The sequence below is a fragment of the Streptomyces sp. LaBMicrA B280 genome (genome assembly GCF_049222185.1).
Taxonomy (GTDB): domain Bacteria; phylum Actinomycetota; class Actinomycetes; order Streptomycetales; family Streptomycetaceae; genus Streptomyces; species Streptomyces murinus.
In genome coordinates, this window is sequence record NZ_JBMJCT010000065.1 from 99,953 (window position 1) to 120,192 (window position 20,240).

19 protein-coding genes and 1 pseudogene are annotated in these 20,240 nt (G+C 72.4%); 4 read left to right on the forward strand and 16 right to left on the reverse strand.

Annotated elements, in window-relative coordinates; translation table 11 throughout:
• The first annotated feature begins 47 nt into the window (after positions 1 to 47).
• On the forward strand, positions 48 to 590 hold the full coding sequence (locus tag ACLF5H_RS36290) for a PPA1309 family protein (RefSeq protein ID WP_421680246.1): 543 nt from the start codon (positions 48 to 50) through the stop codon (positions 588 to 590).
• 117 nt (positions 591 to 707) lie between these two features.
• Here the strand turns inward: ACLF5H_RS36290 and ACLF5H_RS36295 are convergent, their stop codons facing one another.
• The 4 genes from ACLF5H_RS36295 to ACLF5H_RS36310 all read right to left on the reverse strand — a co-directional run bounded on the left by ACLF5H_RS36295 (position 708) and on the right by ACLF5H_RS36310 (position 3,942).
• Positions 708 to 1,805: a PDZ domain-containing protein gene (locus ACLF5H_RS36295; protein WP_421680247.1), complete on the reverse strand. Its 1,098-nt coding sequence runs from the start codon at positions 1,803 to 1,805 to the stop codon at positions 708 to 710.
• A 49-nt stretch (positions 1,806 to 1,854) separates the two neighbouring features.
• Complete coding sequence (locus tag ACLF5H_RS36300; RefSeq protein ID WP_167532281.1) at positions 1,855 to 2,028, reverse strand: hypothetical protein; 174 nt, start codon at positions 2,026 to 2,028, stop codon at positions 1,855 to 1,857.
• A 191-nt stretch (positions 2,029 to 2,219) separates the two neighbouring features.
• Entirely contained in the window at positions 2,220 to 2,681 is a 462-nt protein-coding gene (locus tag ACLF5H_RS36305; protein ID WP_421680248.1) for a molybdenum cofactor biosynthesis protein MoaE, read from the reverse strand.
• A gap of 136 nt (positions 2,682 to 2,817) precedes the next feature.
• The gene (locus ACLF5H_RS36310) at positions 2,818 to 3,942 is read right to left on the reverse strand and encodes an SDR family oxidoreductase (RefSeq protein WP_421680249.1); all 1,125 of its coding nucleotides are present in this window, start codon (positions 3,940 to 3,942) and stop codon (positions 2,818 to 2,820) included.
• A gap of 191 nt (positions 3,943 to 4,133) precedes the next feature.
• On the opposite strand from ACLF5H_RS36310, the gene ACLF5H_RS36315 reads away from it, so the two are divergent.
• Together ACLF5H_RS36315 and ACLF5H_RS36320 are read left to right on the forward strand one after the other, a co-directional pair.
• Entirely contained in the window at positions 4,134 to 5,585 is a 1,452-nt protein-coding gene (locus ACLF5H_RS36315; RefSeq protein ID WP_421680250.1) for a zinc-dependent metalloprotease, read from the forward strand.
• On the forward strand, positions 5,582 to 6,103 hold the full coding sequence (locus ACLF5H_RS36320; protein WP_421680251.1) for an NUDIX hydrolase: 522 nt from the start codon (positions 5,582 to 5,584) through the stop codon (positions 6,101 to 6,103). Before ACLF5H_RS36315 ends, ACLF5H_RS36320 begins: the two co-directional genes overlap by 4 nt.
• 95 nt (positions 6,104 to 6,198) lie before the next feature.
• Here ACLF5H_RS36320 and ACLF5H_RS36325 read toward each other — a convergent pair whose 3' ends face one another.
• The 12 genes and pseudogenes from ACLF5H_RS36325 to ACLF5H_RS36380 all read right to left on the reverse strand — a co-directional run bounded on the left by ACLF5H_RS36325 (position 6,199) and on the right by ACLF5H_RS36380 (position 17,900).
• Complete coding sequence (locus ACLF5H_RS36325; RefSeq protein ID WP_421680252.1) at positions 6,199 to 6,954, reverse strand: AIM24 family protein; 756 nt, start codon at positions 6,952 to 6,954, stop codon at positions 6,199 to 6,201.
• Between the two features lie 17 nt (positions 6,955 to 6,971).
• Positions 6,972 to 7,652 carry an AIM24 family protein gene (locus ACLF5H_RS36330; protein WP_128791596.1) on the reverse strand — a complete coding sequence of 227 codons (681 nt, stop codon included), beginning with the start codon at positions 7,650 to 7,652 and terminating at the stop codon, positions 6,972 to 6,974.
• 11 nt (positions 7,653 to 7,663) lie between these two features.
• A complete protein-coding gene (locus tag ACLF5H_RS36335) occupies positions 7,664 to 9,505 on the reverse strand; it encodes a TerD family protein (protein ID WP_421680253.1) in 1,842 nt (613 codons plus the stop codon).
• Between the two features lie 146 nt (positions 9,506 to 9,651).
• Positions 9,652 to 10,224 (reverse strand): M48 family metallopeptidase, encoded by a 573-nt coding sequence (locus ACLF5H_RS36340; protein ID WP_421680254.1) that lies wholly within the window; start codon positions 10,222 to 10,224, stop codon positions 9,652 to 9,654.
• A gap of 67 nt (positions 10,225 to 10,291) precedes the next feature.
• A complete protein-coding gene (locus ACLF5H_RS36345; RefSeq protein ID WP_421680255.1) occupies positions 10,292 to 10,873 on the reverse strand; it encodes a response regulator in 582 nt (193 codons plus the stop codon).
• The gene (locus ACLF5H_RS36350) at positions 10,870 to 12,063 is read right to left on the reverse strand and encodes a sensor histidine kinase (RefSeq protein ID WP_421680335.1); all 1,194 of its coding nucleotides are present in this window, start codon (positions 12,061 to 12,063) and stop codon (positions 10,870 to 10,872) included. Before ACLF5H_RS36350 ends, ACLF5H_RS36345 begins: the two co-directional genes overlap by 4 nt.
• Positions 12,064 to 12,068: 5 nt before the next feature.
• Positions 12,069 to 12,824 (reverse strand): ABC transporter permease, encoded by a 756-nt coding sequence (locus ACLF5H_RS36355; protein ID WP_421680256.1) that lies wholly within the window; start codon positions 12,822 to 12,824, stop codon positions 12,069 to 12,071.
• Complete coding sequence (locus ACLF5H_RS36360; RefSeq protein WP_421680257.1) at positions 12,818 to 13,753, reverse strand: ABC transporter ATP-binding protein; 936 nt, start codon at positions 13,751 to 13,753, stop codon at positions 12,818 to 12,820. The genes ACLF5H_RS36355 and ACLF5H_RS36360 overlap by 7 nt, the downstream gene beginning before the upstream one ends.
• Positions 13,754 to 13,914: 161 nt before the next feature.
• Positions 13,915 to 16,172 (reverse strand): annotated as a pseudogene (locus ACLF5H_RS36365) (hypothetical protein).
• Positions 16,173 to 16,370: 198 nt separating this feature from the next.
• Positions 16,371 to 16,763: a DUF6113 family protein gene (locus ACLF5H_RS36370; protein ID WP_421680336.1), complete on the reverse strand. Its 393-nt coding sequence runs from the start codon at positions 16,761 to 16,763 to the stop codon at positions 16,371 to 16,373.
• A 23-nt stretch (positions 16,764 to 16,786) separates the two neighbouring features.
• Entirely contained in the window at positions 16,787 to 17,665 is an 879-nt protein-coding gene (gene mshB / locus ACLF5H_RS36375) for an N-acetyl-1-D-myo-inositol-2-amino-2-deoxy-alpha-D-glucopyranoside deacetylase (protein ID WP_421680258.1), read from the reverse strand.
• 40 nt (positions 17,666 to 17,705) lie between these two features.
• Positions 17,706 to 17,900, reverse strand: coding sequence for a hypothetical protein (locus tag ACLF5H_RS36380; protein ID WP_037659963.1), 195 nt, complete (start codon positions 17,898 to 17,900; stop codon positions 17,706 to 17,708).
• Positions 17,901 to 18,077: 177 nt separating this feature from the next.
• On the opposite strand from ACLF5H_RS36380, the gene ACLF5H_RS36385 reads away from it, so the two are divergent.
• A complete protein-coding gene (locus tag ACLF5H_RS36385) occupies positions 18,078 to 20,192 on the forward strand; it encodes a prolyl oligopeptidase family serine peptidase (protein ID WP_421680259.1) in 2,115 nt (704 codons plus the stop codon).
• The last annotated feature ends 48 nt before the right edge of the window (positions 20,193 to 20,240 follow it).

The window sequence follows — 20,240 nt, forward strand, 5'->3', positions numbered from 1 at the left end:
CCTGCTCGGTTCCCGATTCCGGTGGGGAACGAGGCAGGATTGTGACCATGTCCAACACTCCCATGGCGGCGAACCCGCTCACCCGGGCCGTACTCGAGATCGACGAGTACGCCTCCGGCCTCGGCTGGGACCAGCCCGCTCGCCTCTTCGCCCTCGTAGACACCGCTCGGCTGCGCAGCCAGGAACCCGCGCTCGCGGCCCAGCTGGGCCTTGAGGTCGAGTCCGAGACCGCCGGTCTCACCCCGATCGAGCAGGACGAGATCGCGTCCGGCAAGCCGCTCGACGAGTTCCTCGCCACCATCGCCTGGCCCGACGCGGTGGCCGGCTGCGCGCTCACCGTGGAGCGGCTGATGCTGCCGCCGTCCGCCGAGGCGCAGGTCCCGAAGAACCTCAGCGAGGCCAAGCTGGCCAGGTGGGTGGCCGAGCACCCCGCGCGCCAGGAGGTCCGGATGACGGTGGCGGTGCTGCGCGACGGCACCCGTGAGTCGGCGCTGCGGCTGCGCGAGAAGGACACCCCGACCGAGGTCCTGACCGGCCCCGACCTGGTCCCGGGCCTCGCGGACGCCCTGTCGGCGACGTTCGCCGACTGATCGTCTGATCGTCTGGTCTTCTGGCCTTCTGGCCTTCTGGCCTTCTGGTACGACAACGGGGGCGCCCCTCGTCAGAGTGGGCGCCCCCGGTCATGTCCTGTCACGTCACACGGGATCTCAGCCCTTGGCGGTGCACTTCGGCAGGGCCGCGGTGTTCCCGCCGCGGATGTCCTTGAGCGCGCCCAGCGCGTCCTTGATCGTCTTCACCTTGACCAGGGTGAGCCCGCTCGGCTTGTCCGCGGTGGCCTCGGCGCAGTTGTCGGCGGGCGTCAGGAAGTACTGGGCGCCCTTGCCGCGCGCGCCGAGGGTCTTCATGTCGACGCCGCCGATCGGCCCGACCGTGCCGTTGTCGTCGATGGTGCCGGTACCGGCCACGAACTTGCCGCCGGTCAGGCTGCCCGGGGTGAGCTTGTCGTAGATGCCGAGCGCGAACATCAGACCGGCGCTGGGGCCGCCGACGTCGGCGAGCTTGATGTCGATGCTGAACGGAAACGTGTGATCGGTCCCGGCGGAGATCCCGACGATGGCCCGCTTGGGCCCGCTGTCGGCGGACGCGGCCGTGGTGATCGCGACGTCCTGCGTCCTGGTGGCCGTCTTGTGGGCCTTCTCGGCGGCGGCCTGGTCCTTGGCCGGGACGACGGTGAAGACGACCTTCTGGCCCGCCTTGTGCTTGGTGACGAACGTGGCGACGTCGGAGGGCTGCTTGACCGCGTGGCCGTCGACCGCCTTGATCACATCACCGGCGTGCAGCCTGCCCTCGGCCGGGGAGTCCTTGACCACGGTAGAGACGATCACCCAGGACTTCACCGGGACGTCCAGCTGCTTCAGGGCCGCGACCTTGGCGCTCTCCTGGGACTGGCTGAACTCCTCGGCGTTCTGCTGCGAGGACTGCTCCTCCGTCGTGCCCTTCGGGTAGAGCGTGTCGTGCGGCACGACCTTGCTGCCGCGCGACAGCCAGCCGTAGACGGCCTCCACCAGGTTCATCCGGAAGTCCACGCTGGTCACGCGCACGGTGGTCATGTTCAGATGACCGTCCGTCGGATACGTCTTGCGTCCGGAGATCTGCAGCACCGGCTCGCCCTGGTGGTTCCCGAGCGTGTTCACGGTCGGGCCGGGGGACATCTCCGCATACGGCACGGGGATGAGCACTCCGGCGCACAGGAGCGCGATCAGCATCAGGGTGGAGGCGAGCATCGTCGCGGTGCGGCGTGGCATGCCTCGACAGTACGTGACGCACCTGTCGGCGCACTGTCAGGTACCCCCGTCAGGCGCCGTCCGCGCCCGTGCGGGACCGCTCCATCGCCTCCCGGAACCGGGCGTATCCGTCCAGCTCGGGCCCGTCGCTGCGCGCCCTGCGCGTCCGGTTGGCCCAACTGCCCCACAGCCCGCCGCCGACCGCACCCATGAGCGGAATCAGCAGCCAGACAAGCGCGCCCATGCCGACCTCCCTACGCCGTGAGCGTCCGCAACTGACTGATCAGCAGATTAACCATCCGCACTGACAACGCTCACGTGCGGGGGGCGGTTACGCAACTGGAGTCGCCGGTGGGCCGGGAGTGACCGGTTCGGCGCAGTGCCGCGCCCTGTTTCGCCGGGTCCCGCCCCTCTCAGCCCGGCCGCCCGCCTGTTTCAGCAGGCCCCCACCCATTCCTCGGTGCCGTCCGAGAACGTCTGGTGCTTCCAGATCGGCACCTCGTGCTTGAGGTCGTCGATCAGCTTCCGGCACGCCTCGAAGGCCTCCGCGCGATGCGGACACGCCACGGCGACGACCACCGCTATGTCCCCCACGCCCAGCTCCCCGACCCGGTGCACGGCGGCCAGGGCCCGCACCGGGTGGTCCGCGACGACCTTCTCGGCGACCCGCCGCATCTCGGCCTCGGCGCTGGGGTGGCAGGAGTAGCCGAGCGCGTCCACGTCGGCGCCCCCGTCGTGGTTGCGCACCGTCCCCACGAACAGCGCGATGCCGCCGGCCGCCTCGTCCCCGACCGCCCGGAACACCTCGTCCACCGAGAGGGCGCGCTCCCTGACGCCGATCAGCTTGACGGGATCCTGCGCGGCCCGCTCCCCGGGGTGCTCGCTCATCTCAGCCATGCCCCCATCGTGCCGCACGCCGAAGACGTCGAGGAATACGAGGTTCACCCGGCACGGGCGCGGGCCCCTTGGATGCTCGTACGGACGCGGGCGCCGTGACGCTCGCACCCTGCCGCGGCGCTCGCGGGGGCGCGGCCTACCGGCGGCGCGCCTTGCGGGCCCGGCGTACCACCGCCGCCGCGCCCAGCAGGGCCACCGTCGCACCGGCCGCACCGGCCGCCGTGGCGTCCTTGCGGCCGAGTCGCCGACCGGCCACCGTATGCCGCCCCGCGGCCTCCTCCAGCAGCTCCGCGAGGACCTCCTCGTTGGTCCATTTCGGCCGCCATCCCGCGTCGTGCAGCCGGCTCCCGCTCACCACCCACGGGTACATCGTGTAGGCCAGGTCGCCCGCCGGGGACGGGGTGAGCCCGATCCGGTGCAGCCGTGCCGCCGCGCCCAGCGCGACCGCCGAGGGCAGCTCCATGCGCCGGATCCCGCTGAGCTCCTCGACCTCCTCCTGCTCCAGCCACCCGTCGCAGCCGACGGCCAGCTCCCCCTCGACCTTCTCCAGGACGGCGTACTCCAGGGCCCCGCACAGGTCCTCGACATGGCAGAACTGCCACGCGGGCCGCGAACCGGCCACCACAAGGAGCCGCGGCGACTCGAAGTACCTGGTCAGCGCGGTGTCCGTGCCGCCGACGAGGACGGCGGGCCGTACGACGGTGACATTCAGGCCGGGGTGTGCGCGGGGCGCGCGGCGCGCGAGGCGCTCGATCTCCAGCAGGTCCCCGACGCCGGTCGCCTCGGCCGTCGCGCGCAGCTCGGCGTCCTCCGACAGCGGCAGCTCGTTGTCCGGCAGCGCGCCGTAGACCATCGCCGAGGTGCACAGCACCACCCGGTGCACACCGGCCGCCGCCGCGGCGGTCAGCACGGTCTGCGTCCCCCGGACGTTGTAAGCGGTCCGCGCGGCCGCGTCGCTGCCGAGGTCCAGGTCGAGCGCGAGGTGGACGACCACGTCGGCGCCGCGCAGTTTGTCCGCGATGGCCGGATCGCGGACGTCCAGGATGTGCCACTGCGCCTCTTCGCACTCCCCTCGCCGCTCGTCGATCGCGACGACCCGCCGGATCTCCTCGGACGCGGCCAGCCGCGCCGTGAGCAGGGCTCCGACGCCGGTCGCCGCGCCGGTGACCGCCACGACGGGCCCGCGCACGGCGGATCTGCGCCCGGCGGACGCCTCTGAGTGGTTTCGCGCTGCGCGAACCTGCGGATCTGGGGAACTCACCCGGCATCTCCAGCGGTTGTCTTCAGTACGGGCGTGTCAGACGCGCACGTACGAGGTGCATCCATCCTGCCGCAGGCCTTCCGCGGGCGGAGCATCGAGGCCCGATCGGGTCCGGGTGTCTACGCTGGGTGGTGTTGTCGGGCAGCCGCGCCGCCGGAGAAGACCGGTGGCCTTACCAGCCGAGGAATCCCGTGAGTGACACCCCATTCGGTTTCGGCCTTCCGCCGGAGGAGCCGGAGGACGGCGACGAGGGCAAGAAGAAGGACCAGCAGAGCGGTGGTGGTCAGGGACCGGCCAACCCCTTCGGTTTCGGCGGTATGCCCGGAGCCGGTGGCTTTGGCGGCCCCGGCGCCGACAATCCGCTCGCTGCCATGTTCGGTTCGCTGAACCCCACCGACCTCGGTGCCGCGTTCCAGCAGCTGGGCCAGATGCTCTCCTACGAGGGCGGCCCGGTGAACTGGGACATGGCCAAGCAGATCGCGCGCCAGACGGTCGCCCAGGGCACCGCGGACGGCTCCAAGGACGCGAGCGTCGGCCCGTCCGAGCGCAAGGCCGTGGAGGAGGCCGTACGCCTGGCCGATCTGTGGCTGGACGACGCCACCTCGCTGCCGTCGGGCTCCGCCTCCGCGGTGGCCTGGTCGCGCGCGGAGTGGGTCGAGGCGACCCTGCCCGCCTGGCGGGAGCTGGTCGATCCGGTCGCCGAGCGGGTCGGGGCGGCCATGGGCGATGTGCTGCCGGAGGAGATGCAGGCTATGGCGGGCCCGCTGATCGGCATGATGCGCTCGATGGGCGGCGCCATGTTCGGCACGCAGATCGGGCAGGCCGTCGGCGTGCTCGCGGGCGAGGTCGTCGGCTCCACGGACATCGGCCTGCCGCTCGGCCCGGCCCGCAAGGCCGCGCTGCTGCCGGCCAACGTGGAGGCGTTCGGCAAGGACCTGGGCGTGCCGCTGGAGGAGGTGCGGCTCTACCTGGCCCTGCGCGAGGCCGCCCACCACCGCCTGTTCGCGCATGTGCCGTGGCTGCGCTCGCACCTGTTCGGCGCGGTCGACGGCTATGCGCGCGGTATCAAGGTCGACACCGCCAAGCTGGAGGACGTGGTCGGCCAGTTCGACCCGCAGAACCCCGAGCAGCTTCAGGACGCGCTTCAGCAGGGCATGTTCCAGCCCGAGGACACTCCCGAGCAGAAGGCCGCCCTGGCGCGCCTGGAGACCGCTCTGGCGCTCGTGGAGGGCTGGGTCGACGCGGTGGTCCACGCGGCCGCCAAGCCCCGTCTGTCGTCCGCCGACGCCCTGCGCGAGACCCTGCGCCGCCGCCGCGCCACCGGTGGCCCGGCCGAGCAGACGTTCGCCACGCTGATCGGTCTGGAGCTGCGCCCCCGCCGGCTGCGCGACGCCTCCCGCCTGTGGGCCTCGCTCACCGACGCGCGCGGTGTCGACGGCCGGGACGCGCTGTGGCACCACCCGGACATGCTGCCGACCGCGACCGACCTGGACGACCCGGACGGCTTCGTGCACCGCGAGCAGATGGACTTCTCCGAGCTGGACAAGATGCTCGGCGAGGCCGCCGACAAGCCGAACCTGAAGAAGGACGTCGAGAAGGACGCCGCGAAGGACGACAAGTCCGAGGGCGACGACACCGAGTGAGCCTGTACGAAGACGCGGTCCTCGTCCTGAAGGGGTACGAGGGCCAGGACGAGCTGCGCCGGTCCTACCTGGACCACCTGGCGGCCCACCCCGACGGCATGTGGAAGGCCTGTCAGGCGGGCCATGTCACGGCGAGCGCCCTGGTGATCGACCCCGAGCACGGCCGGGTGCTGCTCACGCTCCACCGCAAGCTGCGGATGTGGCTCCAGATGGGCGGCCACTGCGAGCCGGGTGACGCCACCGTTTCGGCGGCCGCGCTGCGCGAGGCGACCGAGGAGTCGGGCATGGCCGGGCTCACGCTGCTGCCCGGCGGCCCGGTGCGCCTGGACCGGCATCCGATCCCCGCGCCGTGCCACTGGCACTACGACGTCCAGTACGCGGCGCTGGCGCCCTCCGGCGCGGTGGCGGCGATCAGCGACGAGTCCCTGGACCTGCGCTGGTTCCCCTACGACGAGGTCGCGAGCGTGGCCGACGAGTCGGTCGTACGACTCCTGGACGCGACCCGCGCGAGGCTGTGAAGCGGTGAGGGGCGGCTGCCCCGGGAAGCGGTAAGGGGCGACCGCCAAGCGGTCGCCCCTTACTTCTGCCCTACGGGTGCGCTTTTCCCGGGCGGTCAGCTCCAGACGTTGCCCTGGTTGCCGCCGCGCGCCCCGTGCTGGCCCATGCCGAACTGGGCGGCGACGCCGTGGCCGATCACCGCGTTCTGCGGCGGCAGCAGCTCGCTGGGCTGCACCAGCGCGAACCCGGAGCCCATGAAGCTCAGCTCCCAGCCCTCACCGGTGTTGCCGCGCCTGCGCCACACCCCGGAGGAGTGCGTCTGGGCCTGCATCTGCACGCGCAGCCCGGTCGACCAGGCCACGATCGCGTCGGCGTCGCAGTTGACGTACCGGTCCGGGGTGACCTGCATCAGCAGCGGCGACCCGGAGGTCATCAGGGCGACCCGGCCGCGCCCGGTGATGTTCAGCTGGTACTTCCCGGAGCCGGAGATGCCGTAGAGGCTGTCGACGGCGATGACCTCGTGGTGCAGCGAGGAGTCCATGGCGAGCACGTAGGAGCTGTCGACGGTCAGCCCGTCCTGCTCCACGTCCATGATGTGCACGTGCTGGGAGAGGTTGGCCAGATAGACCGTGCCCTGTCCGTGGCAGCGCATCAGGTCCAGGCCCTCGCCGGTGTGGGCACGCGCGCGCCGCTGGTTGCCGCTGCGGTACTCGGCGTCGAACTCGACCAGTCCCTGGTAGGCGACCATGCTGCCCTTGCGGGCGAGGATGTCGTCGTGGCCCTCCAGGACGACGCGCAGCAGCTGCGAGTTCTGGAGGCTCCAGCGCTCCTGCGTCTGGTTGTCGTTGTACGCGAAAATCGGGCTCTGCATGGCGTGTTGACTCCCCCTCAGCCCCGGACCCGCAGGCGGTCGGTGCTGTCCTCGCTGGGCTGGACGACGACGATGCCCTGTCCGGAGAAGGCCATCTGGTAGGCCTCGCCGCTGCCCCGGCCGATCAGCGACTGCGCCTTGAAGCTGCGCTTGCCCTTGACCTTCAGGTTCGGCGACCAGGCGACGAGCGCGTCCGGGTCGACGTACGTCTCGTCCTCGCCGCCGCCGCAGTCCACGACGATCGGCGTGCCCCGGGAGGTCAGCGCGACCCAGCCCTGCCCGGAGATCCGCGTGTTCCACAGGCCCTGCCCGGCGAACTTCGCGAGCCCCTTCACCCGCTCCACGCCCCAGCTCAGGTGCGCGTCGAAGGCGAGGAGGTTGGTGGCGTTGACGGAGATGCCGTCGCCGTTGAGGTTGATCACGACGACGTTCGCGCCGTAGTCGGCGAGATAGAGCAGCCCGTCCCCGGAGCACTTCATCAGCGGGGCGCCCTCGCCGGTGATCCAGTCCCGGGCGATCTGGCGGACCGCCGGCGGGTTGGGCTCGTACTGCACGAAGCCCTCGTAGGCGACCATCGAGCCCACGCGCGCGAAGAGGTCGTTGCCGGTCTGCATGGCGACCTTGAGCATGTGGTGCCCGTGGTTCTCCATGCGGGCGGTGACGGGTGCGGGAGCGAAGCCCGCGAGCGGCTGGTTCATGACGGGCTCCCTCAGACCTCGTACGGCTGGACGACGATGAAGTTGCCGGGCGCGCCCCGGAACTGGAGGTTCACGCTCTCCCCGGTGTCGCCCGGGTAGGCGTTGCGGCGCATCCGGACCTGGCTGGAGACGATCACCTGGGCCGCCGCCGACCAGGCCACCACCGCGTTGCAGTCGGCGAAGGTGGTCGGGGTGACCGGCAGCACCACGGGCGTGCCGTGTGTCTTGACGACGATGGTGCCGGTGCCCTGGAACTGCATCGTGAACAGCGCGCCGCCGGGGATGCCGTGGCCCTCGACGCGCCGGACCTCGTACTGGAGGGTCTCGTCGAAGGCGAGCACATTCTCGGCGGACACGCAGATCGCGTCGCCCTGGAGCTCGATCGGGTGCAGATAGGTGGCGTTCTCGGCGAGGAACACCTGGCCCTGGCCGGTGCAGCGCATCAGCTGCATCTCCTGGCCGGTGGCGTTGCCGACGATGCGTCCGGCGAAACCGGCGCCCTTGTAGCTGAAATCGACCTTGCCCTGGTAGAGCACCATGCTGCCCTGCTTGGCCAGCACCGGCTGCCCGCCGATGCCGAGGTCGACGCGCATGAGCTTCTTGTTCTGCTGCGTCCAGCGCTGCCCGGTGGGCGTCTCCTTGAACTTCTGGAGCGCGACGCCCACACCGGCACCGCCCTGCGGAGCGCCCTGGGGCACGCCGTAGGAGGCGGTCTGCTGACCGGGTACCTGGCCGTAGCCGGGAGGCATGGGCGCGCCGGATTGGGCGCCGTAGCCGGGAGGCATGGGCGCGCCGGATTGGGCGCCGTAGCCGGGGGGCACGGGCGCGCCGGGCTGGGCGCCGTAGCCGGGAGGCATCGGGGCGGACGGCTGACCGCCGTGCGAGGGCTGCGGGGGCTGACCGCCGTACGACGGCTGCTGCGGGGGCTGCCCGTAGGGCGCGGGGGCCGGGGCGGGCGGCGGGACGGTGCCCGTCGGCCCGGGGGGCGGGGCCAGGGGTGCGATGACGGTCGGCGCGCCGTGCACATCCGGCGCGGCCGGGGCCGGAGGCGGGGGCGGGGTCTGGCCGGGGGGTGTGAAGCCCTGCGGCGGGGTGCTGCCGGGGGCGGGGAAGCCCTGAGGAGGCGTGGAGCCCGGCAGGGTGAAGTCCTGCGGGGGTGTGTTGCCGCCCGGTGGGGCGTAGCCCTGGGCGGCGGGTACCGGCGCCTGGGTCGGAGCGGGGGCCGGTGGGGTGGCGGTCTCGGTGGGCGGGGCGAACGCGGGCGGGGCGAAGCCGGGGGCGGCGCCGGGCTGCGGCCCCTGCTCCGGGGCGGCGGGGGCCTCCTCCTCCAGCACCTCGCCGCCGAAGTTCTTCAGCAGCGCCTCCAGACCGCCGTCGAAGCCCTGTCCGACCGCGGCGAACCGCCAGGCGTCCTTGAAGTAGATGTCGCCGAGCATGACGGCCCGCTCGGTGGAGAACTCCGCGCCGGTGAAGGAGTACCGGGCGACCTCCTCGCCGCCCGCGACGATGCGCAGGTAGCCGGGGCCGACCTGCGACATCTGCCCGGCGCCGTCGAGGGTCGCCGTGAAGGACAGCTTGCGGATCCCCTCCGGGATCCGGTCGAGCGTGACCCGGAACGACTCCGTGTCGCCCGCCTGGGCACCGAGCAGCTGGATGGACTCCTCCGGCGACTTCGGCTGGTTGAAGAAGACGAAGTACCGGTCGTCCGAGAGCCGTTCCGCGGCGTCCAGGCCGAAACAGCTGATGTCGAAGGTCAGTCCGGGGCCGGCGATCTGCACGCCTACGTACAGATCGGTGCCCGCCGTGAGGTCACTGATCCTGGCCTTGTGCCCGCGTTGGAATTCCCTGGCCATGCGATACGACCGTCCCCCATCCCGAAATATGTGAGTCGCGCCAGGCTAACGGCTGTGACCGACAACCACCCCGGCCGGTCCCCGTCGGTACAGACCCGGTACAGAACCGATTCCGGCCACACACACGCGAGCCGCGCGGGGTGGGGTCACTCGCCCCGCGCGTCGGGCACGTGCGGCAGCCGGGCGGCGGCGACCACGCCCTCCAGGTAGCCCCGGGCCCGCTCGGTGCGCGGATACGCCTCCAGCAGCCGCCAGAAGTCGGGGCCGTGACCGGGCACCAGAAGGTGCGCCAGTTCGTGGCAGAGCACGTAGTCGATGACGTACTCGGGCATGCCCTGGAGCCGGTGGGAGAGGCGGATACTGCCCTCCGCCGGGGTGCACGAGCCCCAGCGGGTGTTCTGGTTGGTGACCCAGCGCACGGAGGCCGGGCGGGCGCCGCCGTCGAAGAACTGCGCCGACAGCCGCTCGGCGCGCTCGGCCAGCTCGGCGTCGCCGAGCACCCGCCGGCTCTCCTGGGCGGCGAGTTTGTCGAGCATGACGGTCACCCAGCGTTGCTCCTCCGCCTTCGACATCCGGGCGGGGATCAGTACGACAGTGCGATCGCCCTCACGGTAGGCGGAGACCGTCCGGCGGCGCCGGGCACTCCTGCGGACCTCGATCGCGCTCGTCGCGCTGTGTTCTGGCTTTCCGGCACGGTGCTGAAGCGGGTCGGCGGACACGCCCCGACGTTACCCGCTGGACCGGGGCAAAGTCCCGGCTCCCGGACGGTTCGACGCGCCTGCCGGTTCATATGAAGATCACCCACTGCCTGTGGATAACTTTCCACGCCCCGCGGACCGAGCGGGCATGCTGGCAGGCGTCGGCGGAACACGACCAATCCGCCGATACCTTGAGAGATACGCAGATACATGGATTCGGGGGATCTGTCATGCATCCGGTGATGAAACCCGCGCTGCGGCGCGGCTGGCGTGATCTCGGCACGGTGCAGTTCGGCATGACTCCCGCGCACGCCCTGACGCTGGGTCCGATGGACACCGCCACGAGCGGCTTCCTCGACCTGCTCAACGGCACCCGGGGGCTGCCGCTCCTGCGCGCGGAGGGCCGCCGGCTGAAGCTGCCCGACGGCCGGGTGGACGTGCTGGTGGACCGGCTGACCCGCGCCGCGGCCTCGATGCCGGTGCAGCCCGGCATCTCGATGTCCAGCAGCGCCACGTCCACGTCGTGCGCCGCGACCGCGCCGAGCACCTCGTCCCCGCGTGCGACCTGCGCGACGACCTCGATGTCGTCCTCCAGGCCGAGCAGCGCGGCCAGCGCCTCGCGGACCATGGACTGGTCCTCGGCCAGCAGGACCCTGATGGTGCTCGTCATGCCCCGGATCCTACGTCCCCCGCGGGGGCCACGGGCACGCGGGCGACCAGCCGGAAGCCGTGCCTGACCCGGCCCGCCTCCAGCGTCCCGCCGGCCTTCTCCAGCCGTTCGGTCAGCCCGGTCAGACCGTTGCCGAAGCCGCCGTTGCCGGTGCCCGACCCGTCGTCCTCGACGGCGAGTTCGAGCATCGGCCCGTCCAGCGTCTGGCGGTGCGTGAGCCGTACGGCGCACCGGTCGGCGCCGCTGTGCCGCACCACGTTGGTGACCGCCTCGCGCAGCGCCCAGGCGAGCGCCGACTCGGCCTCCTCGGGCACCCCGGCGAGGTCCGGTTCGACCGGCAGTTCGGCGGTGACGCCCGCGGCCGCGAGGGCCACCTGGGTGCCGGCCAGCTCGACGGCGAGCCGGGGACGCCGGTAGCCGGTGACGGCCTCCCGGACGTCCACCAGGGCCTGGCGGCTGACCTGTTCGATGTCATTGACCTGCTGGGCCGCCTTGTCGGGGTGCTCGGGCAGCATCCGCCCGGCCAGCTCGCTCTTGAGCGTGATCAGGGAGAGCGAGTGGCCCAGCAGATCGTGCAGGTCGCGGGCGAGGCGCAGCCGCTCCTCGTTGGCGGCGAGCTGGGCGACGGTGGCCCGGGCCTTGCGCAACTCGATCGTGGTGCGCACCAGTTGGCCCACGCCGACCATCGCGAACCCGATGAGCACGACCATCAGCATGTTGTCGTCGATCGAGTAGGCGCCCCAGCGCAGCCCGACCAGGTACATCACGACGGCGGAGCCCGGGATCGCCCAGTACGCCAGGCGCAGCGGCAGGGTCGCCCCGCAGGCCACCGAGAGGTAGACGAACAGCCCGCTCCACTGGGTGCCGAGGCCGTAGGTCAGGGCGGGCGCGAGCACCAGGAGGGTGCTCAGCAGCAGGGCCACGGTCCGCGGTGCGAAGGGCTCCCCCATCTGCCGGAAGACCAGGGTGAGATACGCGCCCACGAAGACGGTGAGGCCGATCGCCCCCGCCACGGTGCCGGCCGTGGTGTGCCGGCCGCCGGTCAGGTCCTGGATCGGGGAGCTGAGGAAGACCAGCCAGACGGCGATCCACAGCGCCTTCACCAGCAGCTCGCGCCGCCCCTGTACGCCCTGTCCGATCCGGACCTGTGTCTCCGGCCGGTCCTCGGCCGTCCTCGGGTCTTCCGCCATGGTGCTCACGCCTTCAGCGTGTCCTTCCGGTACAGCCAGGCCGCGCCGCCCGCAAAGAGGACGAAGTACACGGCGAGGACGGCGATGTCCGTGGTGTGCGGGGCCTGGCTCTGCTCGATGGCCCGGCCCAGCGCGGCGTACGCGTGGGTGGGCAGCCACTTGGCGATGTCCTGGAGGAACTGCGGGAAGGTGGTCGTGGGCATCCACAGGCCGCCGAGGATCGACAGACCGAAGTACACGATCATGGTGATGGGGCGGACCGCGTCACCGGAGGCGAGGTAGCCGATGGCCACGCCGAGCGCGGCGAAGACCAGGCTGCCGGCCCAGATGATCCCGGTGAGCGCGAGCCACTGCCAGGCGTCCAGCCGTACGTCCTTGACCGCCGCGGCGACCAGGAAGACCACCACGATGGACGGCAGGCTCACCACGGCGGCGCTGGCGGTCTTGGCGAGGACGTAGCCGCGCCCGGGCAGCGGGGTCAGCCGCAGCTGCCGTACCCAGCCGCTCTCGCGTTCCTTGGCGATGCGCTCGCTGTTGCCCATCAGCACGGCGGTCAGGGCGCCGAAGGAGGCCATGGACACCATCATGTACGTCGCCAGGGTCAGCCCGGTGCCGTCGATCTTGGCGTTGTCGGCGTTGCCCGCGATGATCAGGAAGAGGACCGCCGGGTAGAGCACCGAGAAGAACAGGAACTTCTTGTTGCGCAGGGCGCGGGTCAGTTCGAGCTTGATCAGGGCCCGCGTAGCAAATGTATTCAGCATGACTGCTTGGCCTCCTCGGCCTCCGTGATGGCGACGAACGCCTGCTCCAGGCCGAGGCCGGCGACTTCCAGGTTGCGGGGGTAGAGGCCGAGGCCGTACAGGGCGTGCACGGTGGCGTCGGCGTCGGAGGACTGGATGCGCACGGTCTGCCCGGACACGTCGATGCCGGTCAGGAAGGGCAGGGCGCGCAGGGCGGCCGCGTCGACGGCGCCCTCCAGGTCGAAGGCGATCCGGCGGGCGCCCGCGCGGGCCTTGATCTCGGCGGCGGTGCCGTCGGCGAGGAGGCGGCCGCGGTGCAGCACCAGGACCCGGTCGGCGATGGCGTCGGCCTCTTCGAGGTAGTGCGTGGCGAACAGGACCGCCCGGCCCTCGTCGGCCTGCTCGCGCATGGTGGCCCAGAAGGCGTGGCGGGCGGAGACGTCCATGCCGGTGGTCGGCTCGTCCAGGATGATCAGATCGCTGTCGCCCGCGGTGGCGAGCGCGAAGCGGACGCGCTGGGCCTGGCCGCCGGAGAGCTTGTTGACCTTGCGGTCGGCTATCTGCGCGATCCCGGCGCGGGCCATCACATCGGCGGCCTTGTACGGCCGCGGGTGCAGGGAGCAGGACAGCTTGACCAGCTCGGCCACCGTGACGTCGTCCATCAGGCCGCCGCTCTGCAGCATCGCCCCGACCCGCCCGGCCACGATCGCCTCGCGCGGGCTGGTGCCGAACACGGACACCGTGCCGGCGTCGGGCTGCTTGAGGCCGAGGAGCAGATCGAGGGTGGTGGACTTGCCCGCGCCGTTCGGGCCGAGCAGGGCCACGGTCTCCCCCGGGTGCAGCCGCAGCGAGAGCCCGTCGACGGCCCGTACCGTCCCGTACGTCTTGGTCACCTGGTCGAACCCGACCACCTCGGTGGTGGAGGTGGCCGGTACCGCTGTCGTTGTCATGTCGTCCATGGTGCCGGTACCGGGCGGGTGCCCGGCAGTGTCGTGGGTCCTGGGTGCCGGATGACAGATGTCATGGGGGCGGGGGTGACTGACCCCCGGGGACCCGCGAGGGGCGCCCGGCATGTCCGCCGGGCGCCCCTCAAGAGCCGTGTCGGCGCCCCTCAGTTGGGGTGCGTGCTGATCACCGCGACCCGGTTGGTCGTGCTGGTCAGCGCCTGGCGCATGGCCAGGTAGACGTCCTGGGGCGTGACCGGCGTCTTCTTGCCGTTGCCCCGGGTGATCAGGACGCCGTCGAAGGTCTGCCCGTAGAGCTCCTTCAGGGCGGGGTAGTTCGGCTTGTCGGTCAGCTTGCCGTCGACCGCGGCCACGCCGAGGAACTTCCACAGCGACTTCTGCGGGCTGAACATGACCGTCTGCCCCGTGTCGGCGCGCACGGTCACCGGCGCCGACATGGCCGGCTGCGCGAACTCCTTCATCTCGCGGCTGACCTCGGCGTCGGAGACCGCGGGCTGCCGGTTGGCGGTGGGCACGGTGATCACCGGGGAGGCACCGGTCTCCACCTCGGCGCGGTACGCCTGCTCGATCGCCTGGGTCGAGCGGGCCGCGTCGATGGCCGTACCCGCCTTGCCGTGCACGGCCACGGCCTTGCCCGCCTGGAAGGTGATGCCGCCGTCGACCACCGCGCCCGAGCCGGAGCCGCCGCCCGCCTGCTGGAGCGCGGCCTGGAGCTTCTCCTCGTCCACCGGCATGACCGGGTCGACCACACGCTGCTGCCCGAAGAGCGTGCCGACCACGGAGACCGGGTTGTAGTCGCTCTTGGCGGCCGCGCTCGCGGTGGCCTGGAAGTCGAACTGGAGACCGGCGTTGGCCGGGGTGAGCATGACCGTACGGCCGCCCACGGAGAGCTTCAGCGGCTTGGCGACCCGGGTGCCGAACACCTCGTCCAGCTTCTTGACCGCGTCGTCACGGGTGCCGCCGCCGATGTCGACGCCGAGCACGGTGGTGCCCTTGGGCACATCGGTGTGGTTCATCAGCAGCCCGGCGCCGTAGACACCGCCCGCGATCACGACCAGGCCGACGCAGAGCAGGACCAGCTTGCTGCGGCCCTTCTTCTTCGGCTTGGCCGCCGCCTTGGGCGCGGCCGCGGCCGGCTCGGGCTTGGGCGCCACCGGAGCCGCCGGACCACCGGGACCACCCGGGCCACCGGCCGGAGCCCCGGGGCCGCCGGGACCACCGGCGCCGAACGGGCCGCCGTTGCCGCCCGGGACCACCGGGATACCGCTGGTGACCGTGTGTCCGGAGACGTTGTCCGGGGCCCGGTAGCCGGGCGTGCCCGGTTCGGGGGCCGGCTTCTGCGGGGTGAGGATCGCGGTGTCGTCGCTGAGCCCGCCCCCGGGGCCGAGCCCGGCGCCCGGCACCCCGGCCGGTCCTTCGAGGTCGGCGATGTCCGTGAGGGCGCTGCGCCCGGCACCCTGATGCCCGTAGGGGCCCTCGGCGCCCGGCCGCAGCGGGCTGTCACCGGTGACCGGACCGCCGGTCGGCCCCGCGGGCCCCTGCGGACCGCCCCGGCCGCCCAGGCCACCGGCGCCCTTCCGATCTCGTTCGCGCCGCCCGCGCCCGCGGTGCCGAAGGGGTCCTGGCCGCCGGCCGGGCCGTTCTCCGAGAAGTACGGCAGATCGTCGCGGCGCGGCTCGCCGCCGCCCGCGTCGGGGGTACGGGAGCCGCCGCCCAGCGGGCCCGCGGCCAGCGCCTCGGTGACGTCGAAGGAGCCGGTGCCGCCGCCGTGCCCGGGGGCCACGGGGCCGCCGGTGGCGCCGGGCAGGCCCGAGCCGTTCGTCTTGCCGGAGGCGCGGCCGGGCACGCTCATGGAGCCGACCACGCCACCGGGGCGGGCGCCGCTGCCACCGGTGGCGCTCCCGGTGCCCTGGGCACCCGGGCGGGCACCCGGCGCACCGGCGGGGGCGCCGGAACCACCGGAGTTCTTGGACCCGTTGGCCGCCGCGCCGCCCTTGGCGGGCGCGCCCGCCTTGCGGGGCGCGAACCAGTCGCTGGTCTTCTCCTCGGCCGGGGCCGCGGGCTCCGCGGGCGCGGGCTCCGCGGGGGCCTCGGGGGCGGGCGCGGCCGGGGTGCGCGCCTCGGCGGCGGGCTTGTCGTCCCGGGCGGCGTCGGCGGCCTCGCCGTCACCCACGGTCTTGCGCACGACGACCGGCGGGATGGGCCGGGACCCGGGGATGTTGATCCGGATCCGGGTCGTCAGCGTGGTCTCGGTCTTGCGTTCCTCGGACCGCGCGCCCGAACGGCTCGCGTCCGCACCGTCGTCGGAAGCCATGGGGGTTCCGTACGGCGGGGTGCCGGACGGGTATGCGGCTCCGCCGCGCCCGTTGGGCCCGGAGGACGGAGTGTCAGTTTCACGACTCAAGGCAGGTTCTCCCAGTTGGCTCCGCCGCCCGACACTGACCTCACTGCTTCGGCGGTCCCCCCAACTCGAACGAGGTCGAGAGCGCGGGGGAGGCTCGGCGGCGCGCACCACCATACTGGCCGCCCCTGGCGTACATCCCCTGACCGCTGAGGAAACCCACACCCAACTCGCACGTGGGCCGCACCGGAAAGCGGTACGTCACTTCCCAAGTCGGGCGGAGCCGAGGCGCGGTTGCCTCCCGGCACCGAGGGTGGCGCAGATCACAGCGACGGCCATGCCGCCGAACAGGAAGAGATAGGAGCCGCCGCCCGCGCCGAAGAGGAAGTCGCCCTCGGGACGGGAGGTGGTGAGCAGGATGACGGTGACGATCCAGCCCGCCGCGGGCGCCATCGCGCCGCCCCGGGACCGGGTGGCGTACGCACCGCCGAGGAAGGTCCCGACGGCGCCCGCGAGGGCGAGCAGCAGCCCGCCGGGGAACCAGGCGGCCTGCACCAGGGTCCCGGCGACCGCGACGACCCCGCCGAGCAGGAACAGCCCGATGTGGGCCAGCGCGCGCCCGGGGGTCGGCGGGCGCAGCGGCTGGGCGAGCATCGGGCCCGGGGTGCCGGTGCCGCTCACGACGCCTCCCCGACGGCGATCCCGGCGAACAGGTCGCTCTCCCCGGGGACGGCGGTGCCGCGCACCAACTCGTAGTATTCGGTGGTGAACAGCGGCTGGGCCAGTCCGTTCGAGAGCGCGAACCAGGGCTCGGCGACCTCGACCTGGGTGGCGTGGGCGCGCATCGCGGCGGCCTTCGCCCCGGCGTGGGCGGTGCCGTCGACGGCGGTGGTGACGCGGGCGTCGTCCACCACGCCCGGTACGTCGTCCAGGGCCGCGCTCTTCTCGAAGGGCAGGGCGGGCAGCTCGTCCTGGAGCCGGGCGAAGGCGTCCTCGGCGACGGAGCGCGGGGTGCGGATCCAGTAGATCTTGTCGATGGTGTGCCCGCGTCCGGCCGCGAGGTCGGCGGCGCGCATGGCGACGCGGTGGGCCTGGATGTGGTCCGGGTGCCCGTAGCCGCCGTTGTCGTCGTAGGTGACGAGGACCTGGGGCCGGGTCTCCAGGATCACCTCGACGAGGTGCCGCGCGGCCTCGTCCACGTCGGCCTGCCAGAAGCAGCCGGGGTCCTCGTTGTCGGCGATGCCCATCATCCCGGAGTCGCCGTAGCGGCCGGCGCCGCCGAGCAGCCGGGCGTCGGTGACGCCCAGCTCGCGCAGGGCGGCGGCCAGCTCGCCGCGCCGGTGCGCGCCGAGCGCGGCGCCGGTCAGATGCCGCAGCTCGGGCGGGATGGACTCGCCCCGCTCCCCCAGGGTGCAGGTGACCAGGGTCACCTGGGCACCCTCGGCCGCGTACTTGGCCATGGTGGCGCCGTTGTTGATCGACTCGTCGTCCGGGTGCGCGTGCACCAGCAACAGCCGCCGGGCGGCGCGCGGGGCGGAGGAGGGCAATTCCGTCATGCCACCACCCTACGCAGGCCCGGGGCGGCCCGCCCGGCCGTCAGAACTTGATGCTGCCGATCATGCTCGCCACGTTCGTGGTGAGCTGGCTGATCGTGGGCGCGATGGTGGAGGAGGCGAGGTAGAAGCCGAGCAGCATGCAGACGACCGCGTGGCCGCCCTTCAGTCCCGACTTCTTCATCAGCAGGAAGACGATGATCGCCAGCAGCACCACCGCCGAAATCGAGAGTGCCACGGCGGCTCACCTCCAAAGATCCCAGGGACACGGCTGTTCGGAAAGATCGGTAGAGCAAGTCCATGCGGACACCGGCAGGTTCATACCCACACAGCGGTAGTGATCATAACTATCCGTGCTCGCGCATCGCTCGGCGCACGGCCGCACAAGGGGGCGCATGGCCAATATGGTCGGGGTATGACGACCGAGTCCGACTCCTTCCCCCGCAGACACGCCAGGACCCAGCGATTCACCCTCGGCGCGCCGCGCGGGTTCACCGTGGCGCCCGACGGCGCACGTGTCGCGTTCCTGCGTTCGAGCTCCGGTGCCGACCGGGCCAACTCCCTCTGGGTGCTGGACCTTCCGGACGGCACCGAGCGTCTCGTCGCAGACCCGGGCGCCCTCCTGGGCGGCGCCTTCGAACAGCTCTCGGCCGAGGAACGGGCCCGCCGGGAGCGCAGCAGGGAGGGCGGGGCCGGCATCGTCGGCTACGCCACCGACGCCGCCGTGGAGTCGGCGTCTTTCGCCTTGTCAGGGCGGCTTTTCACGGCGAACCTGACGACCGGCGAGACCCGTGAACTCCCCGTGCCGGGACCGGTGATCGACCCGCGCCCGGCCCCCGACGGCCGGCACATCGCCTACGTCTCCCAGGGCGCCCTGCGCGTGGTGGGCGCCGGCGGCGAGGGCGACCGCGCGCTCGCCGAACCGGAGTCCGAGCAGGTCACCTACGGGCTCGCGGAGTTCATCGCGGCCGAGGAGATGAGCCGCACCCGCGGCTTCTGGTGGGCGCCGGGCGCCGACCGGCTGCTGGTGGCCCGCGCGGACGACACGCCGGTGACCAGGTGGTGGATCTCCGACCCGGCCCACCCCGACCGTGAGCCAAATAACGTCGCGTACCCCGCCGCGGGCACCCCTAACGCGGACGTACGGCTGTTCGTGCTGGGCCTCGACGGGGAGCGCACGGAGGTGCTCTGGGACCGCGACCGCTACCCCTACCTCGCCCGAGTGCACTGGTCAGCGGCGGGTGCGCCGCTGGTCCTGGTGCAGTCCCGGGACCAGCGCGGCCTGCTGTATCTGGCGGTGGACCCGGACACCGGGGCGACCCGGATGGTGCACGCCGACGAGGACCCAATTTGGCTGGAACTGTTCGCTGGAGCGCCGTGCTGGAACCCCTCCGGGCAGCTGGTCCGGATCGCGGACGAGGGCGGTGCCCGCGTCCTCACCGTGGGCGAACGTCCGCTGACCAGCGGCCAGTTGCACATCCGTGCGGTTCTGGACGTGGGTGCGGACGACACGCTTGTCTCCGCCTCCGCCGGAGCCGAGGCGGAGGATCCCGAGATCGGCGAGATCCATGTGTACCGGGTGAGCGAACTGGGCGTGGAGCGCGTGTCCCGGGAACCCGGTGTGCACTCGGCGGTGCGCGCCGGGGGCGTGACGGTGCTGGTGTCCGCGACGCCGGACCGGCCGGGCGCGCGCGTCCAGGTGCTGGCTGACGGAAAACCGACGGCGACTGTCCGGTCGTACGCCGAAGACCCCGGTTTGTCCCCCCGGGTCACGCTCACCGAGGGGGGCGCACGTCGAATTCCGTGCGCCGTGCTTATGCCACGGGACTACCACGGTGACACTCCCCTGCCGGTTCTGCTGGACCCCTACGGTGGTCCGCACGGTCAGCGGGTGGTCGCCGCGCACAACGCCCATCTCACCTCCCAGTGGTTCGCCGACCAGGGCTTCGCCGTGGTGGTCGCCGACGGCCGGGGCACCCCGGGCCGCTCGCCCGCCTGGGAGAAGGAGATCAAGGACGACCTCGCCGAGATCGTCCTCCAGGACCAGGTGGACGCGCTCCGGTCGCTCGCCGAGCGGTTCCCGCTGGACCTCACCCGGGTGGCCATCCGGGGCTGGTCCTTCGGCGGCTATCTGTCCGCCCTCGCGGTGCTGCGCCGCCCGGACGTCTTCCACGCGGCGGTGGTCGGCGCCCCGGTCACCGATCTGCGGCTCTACGACACCCACTACCAGGAGCGCTACCTGGGCGACCCGAACGAGCGGCCGGACGTCTACCGCCGCAACTCGCTGATCGACGACGCCGGTCTGGTCGACGCGGCCGAGCCGCACCGCCCGATGATGGTGATCCACGGCCTGGCGGACGACAACGTGGTGGTCGCGCACTCGCTGCGGCTGTCCTCCGCGCTGCTGGCCGCGGGCCGCCCGCACGAGGTGCTGCCGCTGTCCGGGGTGACCCATATGACCCCGCAGGAGACGGTCGCGGAGAATCTGCTCAACCTCCAGCTGGACTTCCTGCGGCGGGCCCTGGGATGAGACGGCCGGCGGCCGTCAACCGCGTTAACACGCGGGCAACTTGACGGA

Coding starts and splice junctions, on each gene's coding strand:
- ACLF5H_RS36355 (WP_421680256.1), bottom strand. CDS start 12,824: ATGCTGAATACATTTGCTACGCGGGCCCTGATCAAGCTCGAACTGACC.
- ACLF5H_RS36385 (WP_421680259.1), top strand. CDS start 18,078: ATGACGACCGAGTCCGACTCCTTCCCCCGCAGACACGCCAGGACCCAG.
- mshB (WP_421680258.1), bottom strand. CDS start 17,665: ATGACGGAATTGCCCTCCTCCGCCCCGCGCGCCGCCCGGCGGCTGTTG.
- ACLF5H_RS36335 (WP_421680253.1), bottom strand. CDS start 9,505: ATGGCCAGGGAATTCCAACGCGGGCACAAGGCCAGGATCAGTGACCTC.
- ACLF5H_RS36330 (WP_128791596.1), bottom strand. CDS start 7,652: ATGAACCAGCCGCTCGCGGGCTTCGCTCCCGCACCCGTCACCGCCCGC.
- ACLF5H_RS36345 (WP_421680255.1), bottom strand. CDS start 10,873: ATGACGAGCACCATCAGGGTCCTGCTGGCCGAGGACCAGTCCATGGTC.
- ACLF5H_RS36370 (WP_421680336.1), bottom strand. CDS start 16,763: ATGCTCGCCCAGCCGCTGCGCCCGCCGACCCCCGGGCGCGCGCTGGCC.
- ACLF5H_RS36325 (WP_421680252.1), bottom strand. CDS start 6,954: ATGCAGAGCCCGATTTTCGCGTACAACGACAACCAGACGCAGGAGCGC.
- ACLF5H_RS36305 (WP_421680248.1), bottom strand. CDS start 2,681: ATGGCTGAGATGAGCGAGCACCCCGGGGAGCGGGCCGCGCAGGATCCC.
- ACLF5H_RS36290 (WP_421680246.1), top strand. CDS start 48: ATGTCCAACACTCCCATGGCGGCGAACCCGCTCACCCGGGCCGTACTC.
- ACLF5H_RS36295 (WP_421680247.1), bottom strand. CDS start 1,805: ATGCCACGCCGCACCGCGACGATGCTCGCCTCCACCCTGATGCTGATC.
- ACLF5H_RS36350 (WP_421680335.1), bottom strand. CDS start 12,063: ATGGCGGAAGACCCGAGGACGGCCGAGGACCGGCCGGAGACACAGGTC.
- ACLF5H_RS36360 (WP_421680257.1), bottom strand. CDS start 13,753: ATGACAACGACAGCGGTACCGGCCACCTCCACCACCGAGGTGGTCGGG.
- ACLF5H_RS36300 (WP_167532281.1), bottom strand. CDS start 2,028: ATGGGCGCGCTTGTCTGGCTGCTGATTCCGCTCATGGGTGCGGTCGGC.